At 61.4% G+C, this 13,633-nt stretch carries 11 protein-coding genes; 3 read left to right on the top strand and 8 right to left on the bottom strand.

The window, feature by feature from the left end; translation table 11 throughout:
* The first annotated feature begins 20 nt into the window (after positions 1-20).
* Entirely contained in the window at positions 21-299 is a 279-nt protein-coding gene (locus tag I6L41_RS12235) for a hypothetical protein (protein WP_129504639.1), read from the top strand.
* A gap of 30 nt (positions 300-329) precedes the next feature.
* On the opposite strand, the gene I6L41_RS12230 is transcribed toward I6L41_RS12235, so the two are convergent.
* The 5 genes from I6L41_RS12230 to torC form a co-directional block, all read right to left on the bottom strand.
* A complete protein-coding gene (locus I6L41_RS12230) occupies positions 330-2,741 on the bottom strand; it encodes an EAL domain-containing protein (RefSeq protein WP_254203425.1) in 2,412 nt (803 codons plus the stop codon).
* A gap of 189 nt (positions 2,742-2,930) precedes the next feature.
* Entirely contained in the window at positions 2,931-3,299 is a 369-nt protein-coding gene (locus I6L41_RS12225; protein WP_127006323.1) for a hypothetical protein, read from the bottom strand.
* 7 nt (positions 3,300-3,306) lie between these two features.
* Positions 3,307-3,975, bottom strand: a complete 669-nt coding sequence (gene torD / locus I6L41_RS12220; protein ID WP_216959122.1) for a molecular chaperone TorD — start codon at positions 3,973-3,975, stop codon at positions 3,307-3,309.
* A 99-nt stretch (positions 3,976-4,074) separates the two neighbouring features.
* On the bottom strand, positions 4,075-6,567 hold the full coding sequence (torA, locus tag I6L41_RS12215) for a trimethylamine-N-oxide reductase TorA (protein WP_216959119.1): 2,493 nt from the start codon (positions 6,565-6,567) through the stop codon (positions 4,075-4,077).
* 27 nt (positions 6,568-6,594) lie between these two features.
* Positions 6,595-7,761, bottom strand: a complete 1,167-nt coding sequence (gene torC, locus I6L41_RS12210) for a pentaheme c-type cytochrome TorC (RefSeq protein ID WP_080771394.1) — start codon at positions 7,759-7,761, stop codon at positions 6,595-6,597.
* Between the two features lie 145 nt (positions 7,762-7,906).
* On the opposite strand from torC, the gene torR reads away from it, so the two are divergent.
* Entirely contained in the window at positions 7,907-8,620 is a 714-nt protein-coding gene (gene torR / locus I6L41_RS12205; RefSeq protein WP_216959116.1) for a two-component system response regulator TorR, read from the top strand.
* Between the two features lie 36 nt (positions 8,621-8,656).
* Here the strand turns inward: torR and I6L41_RS12200 are convergent, their stop codons facing one another.
* Positions 8,657-9,061 carry a GFA family protein gene (locus I6L41_RS12200; RefSeq protein WP_040095811.1) on the bottom strand — a complete coding sequence of 135 codons (405 nt, stop codon included), beginning with the start codon at positions 9,059-9,061 and terminating at the stop codon, positions 8,657-8,659.
* 37 nt (positions 9,062-9,098) lie between these two features.
* Complete coding sequence (gene torT, locus I6L41_RS12195; RefSeq protein ID WP_216959113.1) at positions 9,099-10,145, bottom strand: TMAO reductase system periplasmic protein TorT; 1,047 nt, start codon at positions 10,143-10,145, stop codon at positions 9,099-9,101.
* Positions 10,146-10,215: 70 nt separating this feature from the next.
* Here torT and torS point away from each other — a divergent pair, with 70 nt between their 5' ends.
* Positions 10,216-13,041, top strand: coding sequence for a TMAO reductase system sensor histidine kinase/response regulator TorS (torS, locus tag I6L41_RS12190; RefSeq protein ID WP_216959110.1), 2,826 nt, complete (start codon positions 10,216-10,218; stop codon positions 13,039-13,041).
* Positions 13,042-13,089: 48 nt separating this feature from the next.
* On the opposite strand, the gene I6L41_RS12185 is transcribed toward torS, so the two are convergent.
* Positions 13,090-13,374, bottom strand: a complete 285-nt coding sequence (locus tag I6L41_RS12185; RefSeq protein WP_042060069.1) for a hypothetical protein — start codon at positions 13,372-13,374, stop codon at positions 13,090-13,092.
* Positions 13,375-13,633 lie beyond the last annotated feature (259 nt).

Raw genomic sequence — 13,633 nt, 5'->3', positions numbered from 1 at the left:
TTCGATGGATGGAGGTAGTTATGTTCTCTCTATTGCTCTGTGCATCCCTGTGGCAGTTTGATACGACTGTTCTTGCAGACAAGCCTCCCAAAGAGTTTGCGATTACACACCAGGAGCCTTCACAGACTGTGCGGGAGCGGGTTGCTGATCAGCTTGGTCATGCATGGCAGGACAAAAAGTCGGGAACCAAGTTTGCTCTCAGTGAGCCAGGATCCCGTTACTCTGGCGACTCACCGCTCACTCGCATGGCCAATGAACGGGATAATGGTGGTGTTCCTACCCTGACGTTTGGAAAATAGTTTGACTGGCCGTTTGTTTCCTTGGTATCGCTAATGTTGAACGTTTTGGCAATCCAAGCGTTCGTGCATCTGTTCTACATGCAGTGGTTTGCTGAACAGATAGCCCTGTCCTTCGCCGCAGTTGAGTGACTGCAGAAAGGCGTGTTGTGCCTTGGTTTCAATCCCTTCGGCGGTGACCTCCATATCCAGACTGTCGGCCAGATTGATAATGGTGCGGCAGAGCTCCCGACTGTTCTTGTCTTCCGGCAATGCCTGCACAAACGCCCGGTCTATCTTGATGCGATCGATCGGCAGGGTCTTGAGCAGACTCAGTGACGAGAAGCCGGTGCCAAAGTCATCGATGGCAATCTGCACGCCGAGATTTTTCAGGCGGGTAAAGAGATCCAGACTCTGTTCGACCCGCTGGATGATGCTCTCAGTCACTTCAATCTCCAGCCGTTCTGGAGGAAATCCGGTCTCGGCCAGAATAGCGGCGACCCGTTCAACGTAGCCCGGGGAGCGCATCTCCCGTACCGACACATTGACCGACAAGCGGGGCACCGGCAGTCCGGCGGCCAGCCAGTTTTGTCCCTGCTCGCAGGCGTTGCGCATTACCCACTCCCCAATTTTCTCGATCAGGCCGCACTCCTCCGCCACCGGAATAAAACGGGTCGGCGCTATCATCCCCTCATTGGGGTGCTGCCAGCGCAGCAGGGCTTCCAGTCCGCTCAGGTGGCCGTTGGCCAGATTGGTCATGGGTTGATAGAAGATGCAGAGCTGTTCGAGCTCCAGGGCCTTGAGCAGACCCTGCTCAATCTGCATCCGCTCGCGGGCTCGAGCCGCCATGCAGGGGGTATAGAACTGGAATCCGTTGCGCCCCTGACTTTTCGCCTCGTACATGGCGCTGTCGGCGGCGCTGACCAGGGTTTCCGGGGTGTCTGCATGATCGGGATAGATGGCGATACCGATACTTGCCGAGATCGCCACCAGCTCATGGGCCAGCTCAACAGGTTCACGCAACACGGTCAGCAGGGTATTGGCCAGGGTTGCCAGCTCGTCAGGCTCCTCCAGATAGGGGATCAGCACCAGAAACTCGTCTCCCCCGAGGCGGGTCGCCAGATCGTTGTGCTGCAGGCAGCTGCGGATCCGCTCTGCCAGCCGCTTGAGCAGCTCATCGCCGACTCCGTGGCCCAGGCTGTCGTTGATCAGCTTGAAGCCATCCAGATCAATAAAAAGCAGCCCCAACCGTTTGCGATTGAGCTGCGCGGTTTTCAGCTCAAGGGCCAGCCGCTCCTGCAACAGATGACGATTGCCCAGCTCGGTCAGGGGATCGTGATAGGCAAGGTGATTCAGCTCGGCCTCCACCTTGCGAATGGCGCTGATGTCGGAGAGGGCGATCACATAGTGAGTAGTGTTGTTGAAGTTGTCATAGACAGCGCTGATCTGCTGCCAGGAGGAGAAGTAGCTGCCATCCTTGCGCAGACAAACCATCTCGCCATGCCAGGCGTTGTTGCCGGGGCGCAGGTGATACCAGGGATAGTCGAGGTCGGTGTAGCGCCTGGGATGCATGATGATATCTGGGGTGCGGCCTATCACCTCCTCGGCATTGTATTGGGTCAGCATGGTGAAGGCCGGGTTGACCGACAGAATATGGTGCTCGCTGTCGAGGATGATGATCCCCTCGGCGGTGGTATCGAATACCACGTTGGCCTGATGGAGCCGCTCCTCCTGACGGCGGCGGGCGGTGGCATTGTGAATGACTCCCATGACCCGGTGGCCGACCGACTCGGTGGCGGGGACATGGTCGGCATGAATATCGACCCAGTGGCGCTCGTTGAGAGCGGTGAGGTAGCTCAGGGTGAGATGGATGGGGTCATGACTTTGCAGGGCGGCTTTGAGCTGGCTGCCGGATTCCGGTTCAAAACAGTCGACGAACGCTTGCAGCCCGCCGTGGAATTGGTTGGCCTCGATACCCAGCAGCGGCTCAATCTGGCCGTCAAACAGCAGTCTGTCTTCCGCAACGTGCCATTCCCACACCCCGATTTGGGCCGCTCGCATTGCCAGCTGCAGCCGTTGTTCGGTTTCGTACTGCTCGGTGATGTCCCGTACGATGGCGAGGATGCCGTTCAGCTCCCCTTTCTCATCACGCATAGGGCTGTAGGTGGCTTGGAAGCGGCGGGAGCTGCTGTCATACGCCGCGGTTTGGCCCGTGATGGCGATATCCACGTAGGGCAGGCCGCTGCGCATGATCTGCTGAAACATGGGCTCCAGGGTCGGGGCCAGCTTGGGAACCACCTCTCTGAGGTGCTTGCCCTGATGCTCCTCGATGCTCTTGCCATTGATGTCGGCCAGTACCTGATTGACTTTACGGTAGCGAAATTCGCAGTCAAAGACGCCGATGCCCAGAGGGGCATTATCCATCAGCTGTTCCAGGACGGTGTGATCTGACAGCTGGGTCAACATTGCCTCGGTGTCGGCGTTGAAAAGCTTCCCATCCATGATGACCTCGGCATTGATTGTTTTGTCACTTGCATCAGTTGTCAGTATGGCACGAACTTTTTGGCTGGGAGTCAAGCGGAGTTATCTGGTTGTTTTGACGGCAAGAATAGGCAGAAAAACCTGATAAAAAGGATGGGAAAAGGGGGCGAGTGGTTATCCCTTCTGGCGACCAAACGCCTGAATGCCGCGCACCAGTACCAGCCAGCCGAGCAGATGGAACGGGAGGGCAAGCAGATAGAGCAGCAGGAAGTGCGACTCGCTGCCGCTGCTGTTGATGAAGTCGATCCAGGCGGCCAGCAGCGCCAGCATGCCGGCGATCTGGAAGCGGCGGCGCAACACCACCTCGACGCCGAGATTGGCAAGGTAGAGGGTGAGCAGGATGCCGGCAAATCCGGTGAGCTGGGCGGTGCCGTAGAGCTCGCGATCCGGGTTGAACAGCAGCACAATCAGGGGAGTAATGCCCTGATCCAGCGGGATCAGGGCCAGCAGCCAGCATGCAATCAGAAGCAGGGCTGTCTTCATCGCGGCCTCAGTCGGCGGACGGTGCCGATTTGACTAGAGAGAGGTAGTTGGCATCCATCTTGAGGAAAACCCCCAGCAGACGGGCACTGGCGCCGTAGAAGCCAAACCCGTCGGCGGCGCGACAGGCGCTTTCGAACTTGTCGAACCACCCCAGCAGATGACCGTGCAGCAGTGCTTCCTGCTCGTCGAGCCAGCGTTCCCGCTCGGCTGCGCTCTTGGCTTCCGCCGCACGGATGATGAGATTGCCCATCAGATCCAGCTCGATGGCCAGATGGTCGGCAGGCTCTTTGTATTTATCGCTGACATTGATACCAAGGCGATCGAGGCGGGCCTGCATCTCGGCCATCGGGGCCTGCATCAGCAGCTTGGCCTCACCACGATAGAGCGATTCGTAGGGCAGGGCGCCCTGTTTGGGATCCACCAGAAACAGGCCGGCGAAGTCGGCGGCCAGTTCCAGCTGGCGATCCGGGCGCACCAGCAGGCGGGCGATGGCATCGTTGAGCTCGGCCACGGCTTCGCGCATCGGATCCAGGGTGGAGAGGCTTTTCAGGAAGCTTCGCACATCATAGGTGTCATATTCGGCGATCTGCTCATCACTGAGTTCGGCGGCGAACAGGGTGGAGAACCACCAGTAGAGTTCGGCCCGGCGTTCGCTGGTAGCCATAAATTCCTGCATTTTTCCTCCGTGGATGGCAATCGGGAGCCTTGATGGCTCCCGATTCTAACGACTTTAAAAATAAAGGAAACTCAAGGGGGCGCTTTCGTCCCCCCGGGGTCAGAGTGCCGGGAACATGGGGTCGATGCCTTTGGCCGATTCCGGCGCGCCGAAGGCAGTGATGGCGGGTGCCTGCCCGCGGAACTTCTCGATCTCCACCAGCGCGGTATGGGCCGTGGTGGCCTGCGCCAGGCTGGAGGAGCCGATGTCGGCGGTCAGCACGTTGGGATCGCCGTAGGTACAGAGAGTGCCCACCTTGCCACCCTCTTGCGGACCATACCAGGCTCCTTCCTGAATGCGCACCACGCCGGGGGCATAGTCATCGCTCACCACCAGCCCGGCCAGTACCTGACCGCGTCCGTTGAACACTCGCACCAGATCGCCGTCCTTGAGGCCGCGGGATTTGGCATCCTGCGGATTCATATAGACAGGCTCGCGACCCTGCACTGTATAGGTGGCGCGATAGTTGTCGGAGGAGCAGAGCTGGCTGTGCAGCCGCTTGTCCGGGTGGCAGGATTGCAGGTGCAGCGGGTACTGTTTGCTGCCCGGCCCGCCGTGGGAGCGCTCGTAGGGCTCGATCCAGACCGGGTGACCCGGGCAATCCCCATAGCCGTAGTCGGCGATGGTCTTGGAGTAGATCTCGATAAGGCCAGACGGGGTACCGAGGGGTTCCAGATCCGGCTCCTGACGGAACGACTCGTGGCGCACCCAGGGCTGGCCCGCCGGGAAGGTGACGAAGCCCTCGCCGTGCCAGAACTGGCTGAAACGGGGCAGACGAATGCCGATGCCGCGGCCCTGCAGGCGGGCGTCGTCATAGATGCTCTGGATCCACTCCAGCTTGCTCTTGCCGCCGGTGAACTCGGCCTCGCGACCGAAGCGACGGCAGAGATCGGCGAAGATGTCATAGTCATCGCGCGCCTCGAACAGCGGCTCCACCACCTTGTACATGGCCAGAATGCCCGCGTTGGAATGAGAACCCCACTGCTCGATGTCATCCCGCTCATAGGTGGTGGTGGCGGGCAGCACGATATCGGCGAAGCGGCAGCTGGCGGTCCACTGGTGATCGATGCTGACCACGGTTTCCAGCTTGCGCCAGGCCGCGACCATCTTGTTGCGATCCTGCTGGTGGTGGAACGGGTTGTTGCCGCAGAATACCGCCATCTTCATGTGGGGGTAGGTGATGGTCTGGCCGTTGAAGGCGATCTGCTTGCCCGGATTGAGGATGCAGTCGACGAAACGGGCCACCGGAATGTACTTGGAGTAGCCCTTCCAGTCGCCGTCATGGAGCGGCTTGACCCCGGGAATGACCGAGCTGAAACCGGACATGATGGGGCCGCTGGAGGTGATGGTGCCCGCTCCGTTGTAGTGCCAGCCAAAGCCGTAACCGCCCCCCGGCAGGCCGATCTGGCCAATCATCGAGGCCAGAACCACCAGCATCCAGGCGTACTGCTCGCCGTGGTGCATGCGCTGCACACACCAGCCGCCGATAAGCTGGGTGCGGCCACTGCTCATGGCGCGGGCCAGCTCGCGGATGGTCTCGGCTGGTACGCCACAGATGGCGGCGGCCCACTCCGCATCCTTCACCTGACCATCGCTGGTGCCCAGCAGGTAGGGCAGGAACTTGTCAAAGCCGGTGGTGTAGTTCTTCAAAAACGCCTCGTCGTGACGCTTCTCGCTATACATGGTGTGGGCGATACCCAGCATTAGCGGCACGTCGGTTTGCGGATTCAGGGTCACCTGATCGCAATTGAGGTACTTCTGGGTCTTGGATTTGACCGGATCGACACTGATCACCCGGATCTCGCCCTTGGCCACCTTCTCTTTCAGCTGTGCCCAGTAGTCGTAGACGCTGTGATCCGGCACCAGCCAGCCCACCTGCAGGTTCTTGATGGGATCGGAGCCCCAGATAACGATGGTTTTGCTGTGCTCCAGCACCAGCGGCCAGGAGGTTTGCTGCTCGTACACCTCCATGGCGCCCGCCACGTGGGGCAGGATCACCTGGGCGGCACCGGTGGAGTAGTCACCGGCCTTGGCCAGATAGGTGCCGTGCAGGTTCATGGCGCGTCCCAGCATGGCGCCAGCGGAGTGCAGCTTGCCCACCGACTGCCAGCCGGAGTGGCCGGCATAGAGGGCGCTCGGGCCATAGGTCTTCTGCACCCGCTCCAACTCGTGATAGAAGAAGTCCAGCGCCTGGGACCAGGTCACCCGCACGAAGCGGTTCTGGCCGCGCTCGCTGGTGTCGGACTGGTGGCCCTTGCGCAACCAGTCCAGCCGCACCATGGGGTAGCGGATACGGGAGGGGTTGTAGACCACTTCACTCAAGGCCTTGAGCATGTCGGTGGGGTGCTTGTCGTGCTCGAACGGCAGGGTCTCGACCCAGCGGCCATCGACCACCCGGGCACGGAAGGCGCCCCAGTGGGAGCCGGACTGCACCAGCTTGTCGCCAGACTCGGCGGCCATCACAGCGCGACCGAGCAGGGAGGGGCCGATCAGGGCAGAGGCACCGCTGGCCAGCAAGCCACCCAGAAAACCACGACGGGAAATATTGATCATCTTATTATTCCTCTTTCGAATCCGGACTTAGTGGCTGCCCTGACCACCGGTATCGGCGGCATGGTTTTGCAGGTATTTGAGCAGGGTGCGCTCCTCTTCCTTGCTCAGACGGTAATAGGCAGACATCGCCTTGAGTCCCGAAATCCAGCCGTTGGCAGTGAAGTGAGCGGGATCCGGCGCGCCGTGGCAGGAGTTACAGGTGGATTTGTACATCTCGCCGGCGTAATCCCAGATTGGCTTGAGCGAGGACTCAAAGCCCTTGCCATCGACCCAGGCCTGCACCTGAACCTGCTCCCACTTGATATGGGTGGCGCTGTCGGTCTCCTGCTTGAGCACTTTCTCGCTCGCTTTCAGTTCGTCACGGATGGTGGCGACGAAGACCCGCTTGCCCATGTATTCGCTCAGCACCCGGCCCTTGCCATCGCTCTCGCGCCACCCTTCGATGGTCACCTTGAGGCGATCGCCGCTGCGGTCTACGACGTCGATGCGGGATGCAGGCAGCAGTTTGCCGACCGGGTCGCTGCTCTGTTCGCTGGCATAGAGATCTTTTTCACCCAGGTTGTAGAGGGTCTCGGCGGCTGGCGCCTCTTGCGCGTCGTTGACCAGAGTGGCGTAAGTGGCCCGGAAGCCGCCCGCCATGTTGGGCAGTTCGTGGGCGATGCCTTTGTGGCACTCGATGCAGTTCATGTTCTTCGCCGCCGCATCTTTCATCGCCAGCGCTGCTGCCGGGGACTGCTTGGCGTGATCCATGTTGTCGTAGCTGTGGCAGGACTTGCAGGTCTTGGAGTTCTGGCTGCTCATCCGCGCCCACACCTTCTCGGCCAGATGAAGGCGCCGGTCCTCGAACTTCTCCTGGGTGTCGATGCTGTGGCCTATGTACTCCTGATAGAGGTCGTTGGCCGCCTCCATCTTGCGGGCCACCTTGCCGACAAAGTCTTTCGGCTGGTGACAGTCGGTACAGACCGCCTGTACCCCTGAGGCATTCTTGAAGTGGATGGACTCCTTGTACTCCGGATAGACGGTGTCTTTCATGGAGTGGCAGGAGATACAGAATTCGAGGCTGCTGGTTTTCTCAAAGCCATAGTGCAGGCCGACGGTGCCCGCGAGGGTGACGCCGACGCCCACCAGAAGCAGCGCCAGTACCGACCAGCGACGGCTGGGGGTGCGCAGGAAGTGCCACAGTTTTTTCATCATGCTCTCTCACATCACTTTTTTGATGGGAGCCATGATAGGGAGGCGTTGTGAACAGGGTTGCCGCCACAAATTAATGAAATAGGGGTATTTATGACAAAATGTGAATAGAATAATCCTCCCTTGTCGACCATCGTGAACCCTGCCCATGAGCTACCACATTCTGGTTGTTGAAGATGATGCGGTTACCCGCGAGAAGCTGACCGGCTATTTCGAGCGGGAGGGCTATCGGGTGACGGCGGTCGAAAACGGCCAGGAGATGCGCGCCGTGCTGGCGGAACAGACGGTCGATCTGGTGATGCTGGATATCAACCTGCCGGGAGAAGATGGTCTGCTGCTGACCCGTGAGCTGCGGGCGCGCAGCACGGTGGGGATCATTCTGGTCACCGGCCGCAGCGATGCGGTGGACCGGATTGTCGGCCTCGAGATGGGGGCCGACGACTATGTCACCAAGCCGTTCGAGCTGCGGGAGTTGCTGGTGCGGGTCAAGAATCTGCTGTGGCGGATCTCGCTGGCGGTCGCCGCGTCGAGCGAGCCTGCGGTGGCTGACGATGCGGTGCGCTTTGGCCCCTGGCGTTTTGATATTCCCCGCCGCCAGCTCAGCAAGGACGGAGTGCCGGTGCGTCTGACCAAGGCCGAATATGAAGTGCTGGTGGCCTTTGTCGCCCATGCCGGGCGGGTGCTCAGTCGGGAGCGGATCCTGACCCTCATCAGCCATCGCGGCGATGGCCCGAGCGATCGCACCATAGACGTGCTGATCCGGCGGCTGCGCGGCAAGATGGAAGCGGATCCGCGGGATCCCCAGCTGTTTGTCACCGTCCATGGTGAAGGCTATCTGTTTGCCGGCGAGATAACCTCCTGACTCCGTTGCGGTGGCCTTGACCTGTTTGACCGGGTATCAGACCGGCGGGCGGGTATCAAATTGCGGGCAGTCGTCGCCAATCTGGTGCCAGGGCGCCTTGGAGCCGACAAAAATGTGAAACGCGGGCCGCTGGCTCGGCACGTCGTCCAGTACCCCGAGGCGCAGGTTGATCTTGCCGCTGCTGCTCTTTTGGCTGAACAGGCTGGAGCCGCAGTGACGACAGAAGGCCAGGGTGGTCTCTGCCGATTTCCGGTAGCGGCCGATGGCCTCTTCCCCCTTCACTATGGTGACCTTGTTGCCATCAAGTCCGCCGACCGAGGCGTAATCTCCCCCTGAAAACTTGCGGCATTCGCTGCAGTGGCAGTTCCCCATATAGTCGAACTGATCCGGCAGGGTCAGGGCGATGGCGCCGCACAGGCAGCTGGCATGTAACTCTTTCATATCTTCTCCTTGAGTGGGCTGATCGGATTTGGAACGGCTATTCGACCCGATAGACGGGACGAAAAGCGCCATCCGAGAGGGAATCGGCGGGGTCGGCCAGCGGTGCAGACAGCGTCAGAATGGGCGGCCCCATCACCCGAGGGCACTCCTCGGCATTGGCATCAGGGTGTTGCAGCAGGCAGACCGCCTGAGCGACCGCAAGGCGCCCCTGCAGCCGCATCTGATCGCTGTTGGCGGCGAGGATCTTGCCCCGGCGCAGGCCCCGCTGTACCCCGTGGCTGAAGTAGGTGCTCAGCACCCGGGGCCTGTCGAGATGGCGCTGCGCCAGCTCGTTGACCGCCACTTCGGCGGCGATGGCGCCTCCCACCAGATAGTCGAGCTCTGGATAGCGGGCCAGCGTCTGCTGCACCAGCGTGCGCTGGATTTCCCGGCTGTTGTCGCCGCGCTCTGTGGTGACCAGCTTGATGGCGCTCCCCTTGATGGCATCGGCAAAGCCCGGCTCGACGAAGTTGTTGCCACCACTTGCCTGCGGGCCAGGGAAGAGGGCGACCGAGACCGGCTTGCTGCCGGCGGGGTGGCGCTGCGCCAGCCAGTGGCCGATTTGCCAGCCCATCTGGTACCAGGATACTCCCACCTTCGCCTGCACCAGACCGCTGGGCAGATCGTTGACCAGTCCAAAGGCCGGTAGTTGCGTGGCTGTGATCGCTTCGCGTAAGCCCTGATAACTCACCGCGCCGAGCAAGATGGCGTCGCTCCCTTCCTGCACGCAGCGCTGCAACTGCTGGCGCTGCTCGGCGAGGGCGCCATAGCCCCCCGCTTCGTGGATCTGCAACTTGATTCCCAGCCGCTTCGCCTCGTCAACCATGCCCTGATTGACCGAAAGCCAGTAGGCGTCGCGCAGATGGGGGTAGAGGGCACAGAGGGCCAGCGGTTTGGTTGCGGCAGCGGGTTCCGGCCACTGCTGGCGCACCGGCTGGCCGCTGAATTCGCCGCCGGGCCAGATATCGACCGCAAAGGCGAGGGCGGCTCGGGGAAGCATTAGCAACCAGATCAGCAACAACGGGGAGAGATAGACGCTTCGCATGGTCAGGGGTTTTGTTAAAGTGTTGGGCCATATTATCCGGTCAAAGCCGACCACAACCAAGGGACTTCCCGTGAGAATCTTTTCCGGCCTGGGTGGCAAGTTGCTGCTGGCCTTCTCCTTGATGGCATTACTGACACTGAGTGCCTCCCTGCTGGGCTGGGTGGGGCTTAGCCATCTGCGCCAGCTGGAACAAGGGGTGCAGCAGACCCTGGCCGATCAGGAGCTGGCGCGTACCCTCTCTCGTCTCAGTGGCGAGATCCAGAGCGCGTCACGGCTATTGGCCACCGCAACCAGCGAGCAGGAGCGGGAGCATCAGGGACGCCTGCTCACTCTGCAGGGACAACAGCTGCAGCAGGTGCTGGCGCAACTCGGTCGTGGGCAGGGTTCAACAAGCCTCGATCAGCTCAGTCAGAGCATCATCGGCAATCTGGGCCAGCAGGGTTGGCTGGTGGGAGAGCGCCTGACCCTGATGGTGCAGGGTGAAGCGCAGCGGGCCCGTCTGGTGGCGGCGGCCGGGCAGATTGCCGAGCTGGCGCGCAGCCAGATGGAGAACGCCGAAACCGTGATGGTGGCGGGATTGGGTTCCCTCTACCAACAGCAAGGTGCGCAGGCGACCCGGACGCTGGACCGCCTGCTGGAGCAGGATCTCGACTGGCTGGAGCAGATGACCGAGCTGCGCCATCGCACCCTGATGCAGCAGCAGCGCATCGAAGAGATGTGGCGCAGCGAACGACAGGAACAGTTGCAAACGCTATTGCAAGAGGGGCAGAGGGAGCTGGCTATCTTGCAACTGCGGGCCGCGGTGGTGACCGATCCGGCCCGCAGGCAGGCGGTGGAGCAGGCGCTGACCGTGCTGGCGCAGAGCGACAAGCTGGTACAACTGCGCAGTGACTGGCTCGGCAAGGGGGAGGCGCTGCGGGTGCTGGCCAATGCCAATGAGGCCCTGATGAGCAGCCTCAACCAGCAGGTCGGAGAGCTGGTCAGCCGTGCCCGCGATTCGCTGGGGCAGAGCCAGCAGGCGCTAAGCCAGCGCCTCAGGCTGCTGGAGCAGGCGTTGATGGGCATTGGCCTGCTCACGCTGGTACTGCTGATGCTGTTGATGTGGCGCATGGTCTACGGCCGGATCGTCTGGCCGCTGCAACGGACGGTGGCGGGGATGAGCCGGTTGGCGCGCGGGGATCTGGCCCATCTTGAGCCGATCGCCAGTACCGGGCGCGATGAGCTGGCGGAGCTGGGGCGGGCCCTGCAGGTGTTTCGTGACAATGCGGTTGAGCTGGGCCGCTATCAGCGCGAGCTTGAGTCGCGGGTCGAGGAGCGCACCGGCCAGCTCAGCCACGCCAACGAGCGGCTCAATGAGGAGGTGGAGAAGCAGCGGCAGGCCCGCGCCGAGGCAGAACAGGCCAACCGCGCCAAGTCGGTGTTTCTCGCCACCATGAGCCACGAGATCCGCACCCCTATGAACGGCATTCTCGGGGGCCTGACGCTGCTGGAAGATACCCACCTGAGCGATACCCAGCAGCGATATCTGGCCGCCATCGAGCACAGCGGCGAATCCCTGCTGGAGATCCTCAACGACATTCTCGACTACTCCAAGATAGAGGCGGGCCATGTGGAAGCGCGCCGCGAGCCCTTCCCCCTGTTCCAGCTGGTGGATGAGCTGAGCGCGCTGTTCCGGCCAAAGGCTGCGGCCAAGGGGGTCACCCTGGCGCTGGAATATGCGCCCGGGCTGGCGCCTGTGGTCGAGGGGGATCTGGGCAAACTGCGGCAGGTGCTCGGCAACTTGCTCGGCAATGCGGTCAAGTTTACCGCCCGTGGCCAGATTACCCTGACGGTGGCGCCCCTTGTCTGTCAGGGACCTTGCGCCGAGCCCTGCATCCGCTTCGTGGTGCGCGATACCGGCCCCGGCATTCCGGCCGATGAGCAAGAGGCAGTGTTTGAGGCGTTTCGCCAGCGCAAGCGTGATATAGGCCATCAGGGCGGCACCGGGCTGGGGCTGGCGATCAGCCGCAAGCTGGTGGCCGCCATGGGGGGCGAGCTGATTCTTGCCAGCGAGCCGGACAAGGGGTGTGAATTCAGCTTCAGTTTGCCGTTGCAGCGTTCGAGCGCCCAGCTGCCCGCCGAGGCGCAGCCGTTGCACCTTGGCCAGTCCCGCGACATCCTGCTGGTGGAGGATAACGAGATCAACCGGCTGGTGGCGCACGGCATGCTGACCCGCCTCGGCCATCGCGTCACCCTGGCGGAGGATGGTCGCAGCGCGCTGGCGCTGGTGACCGAACGCCCCTTCGAGCTGGCGCTGCTCGATATCAATCTGCCCGATATGGACGGCATGACCCTGCGCGAGGATCTGGCCGCCATCAGCGAGGAGATGCATGAGCGGCCGCTGCCCGCCATCGCCATCTCGGCCCAGATGTATCCGGAGGATATCCGCCACTGCCTTGCCGCTGGGTTTGTCGATTTTGTCGGCAAGCCGGTGCGGCTGGCGGTACTGGCGAACGCCATAGATCAACTATTTCGGCAAGAAGGGGCCTCTATCGAGCCGCAGGTGCAGTTATCAGTAGCCGTGCCCCCAACTAACCAGCCCGGGTGGGCCAATCCGGTACTGGATGCCGATCTGCCCCTGCTCGGCATGGCGCGGATCCGCCAGCTGGTCTCGCTGTTTGAGTCGCAAGGGTGGGTGTTGGTGGATAAGTTGGCTCAGGGTGAGGGAAGTGAGCAACGTCAGCTGGCGCACAAGCTAAAGGGGAGTGCGCTGGCGCTGGGGTTGACCGAATTTGCCAGCCACTGTGCGGCTCTTGAGGCGGGAGGCGGGGAGCCTGCGGCAATCGGGGCGCAATTTGACGCGGCGGTGAGCGGGTTGCAGCAGTGGTTGGTGGCCAACAGGGATGCGCCGTTCTGATCCCTGCTGGCGATGCACAACGTTCAGAGGGGGCCAGTCCCTGCGCCGTTATTCGATCTCGCGAAACAGCACCTGCTTGCACTTGGCACAGACCCATTCCCGGCGAAAATCGGTCAGGTGCACCATGCCCACCTCCAGCAACTCGTGGTGGCCGCAGTGATAACAGAAGATGATGTCGCCATCGACTGATTCAGGGTGGGCCGCCAGATAGTCGGCTTTGGTTGGGAGCTGCTCCCACGAGGTGGTGGGGAGATGTTTGCGTTGGCTGGTGTAGTAGACCCAGTAGAACAGAAAAAAGACAGCCAGGATCACGAATGTCAGCAGATGGTCCATCTTGAACTCCTCCGGTTAGGTGCAGCCCCTCGGATGCATGGCTGCAATCAGCTCCATCTTCATTAAATTTGTTTCGAATGAATATGTTACAGGATGGATAAAGAGGGCGTTGTGATCCCCTTCGGGTTTTGCCCGCCCGCAGCGGGATGAAAAATGTGTCGTTTGGCGGAGCGGCCAGGGTATTGAACGGGGAGGGAATCTTGCTTTTTACAACATAAATTCAACATTTTTTTAGGTGGTTGGACTGTCTCTTTGATCC

Origin of the sequence: Aeromonas sp. FDAARGOS 1411 (assembly GCF_019047125.1) — a bacterium.
In the GTDB taxonomy this organism is placed as follows: Bacteria; Pseudomonadota; Gammaproteobacteria; order Enterobacterales; family Aeromonadaceae; genus Aeromonas; species Aeromonas veronii.
This window is presented reverse-complemented; position numbering and strand designations above follow the sequence as displayed.

Excerpts from the sequence above, each read along its gene's own strand:
- I6L41_RS12235 (WP_129504639.1), top strand. The coding sequence starts at position 21 with ATGTTCTCTCTATTGCTCTGTGCATCCCTGTGGCAGTTTGATACGACT.
- I6L41_RS12230 (WP_254203425.1), bottom strand. The coding sequence starts at position 2,741 with ATGTTGACCCAGCTGTCAGATCACACCGTCCTGGAACAGCTGATGGAT.
- I6L41_RS12225 (WP_127006323.1), bottom strand. The coding sequence starts at position 3,299 with ATGAAGACAGCCCTGCTTCTGATTGCATGCTGGCTGCTGGCCCTGATC.
- torD (WP_216959122.1), bottom strand. The coding sequence starts at position 3,975 with ATGCAGGAATTTATGGCTACCAGCGAACGCCGGGCCGAACTCTACTGG.
- torA (WP_216959119.1), bottom strand. The coding sequence starts at position 6,567 with ATGATCAATATTTCCCGTCGTGGTTTTCTGGGTGGCTTGCTGGCCAGC.
- torC (WP_080771394.1), bottom strand. The coding sequence starts at position 7,761 with ATGATGAAAAAACTGTGGCACTTCCTGCGCACCCCCAGCCGTCGCTGG.
- torR (WP_216959116.1), top strand. The coding sequence starts at position 7,907 with ATGAGCTACCACATTCTGGTTGTTGAAGATGATGCGGTTACCCGCGAG.
- I6L41_RS12200 (WP_040095811.1), bottom strand. The coding sequence starts at position 9,061 with ATGAAAGAGTTACATGCCAGCTGCCTGTGCGGCGCCATCGCCCTGACC.
- torT (WP_216959113.1), bottom strand. The coding sequence starts at position 10,145 with ATGCGAAGCGTCTATCTCTCCCCGTTGTTGCTGATCTGGTTGCTAATG.
- I6L41_RS12185 (WP_042060069.1), bottom strand. The coding sequence starts at position 13,374 with ATGGACCATCTGCTGACATTCGTGATCCTGGCTGTCTTTTTTCTGTTC.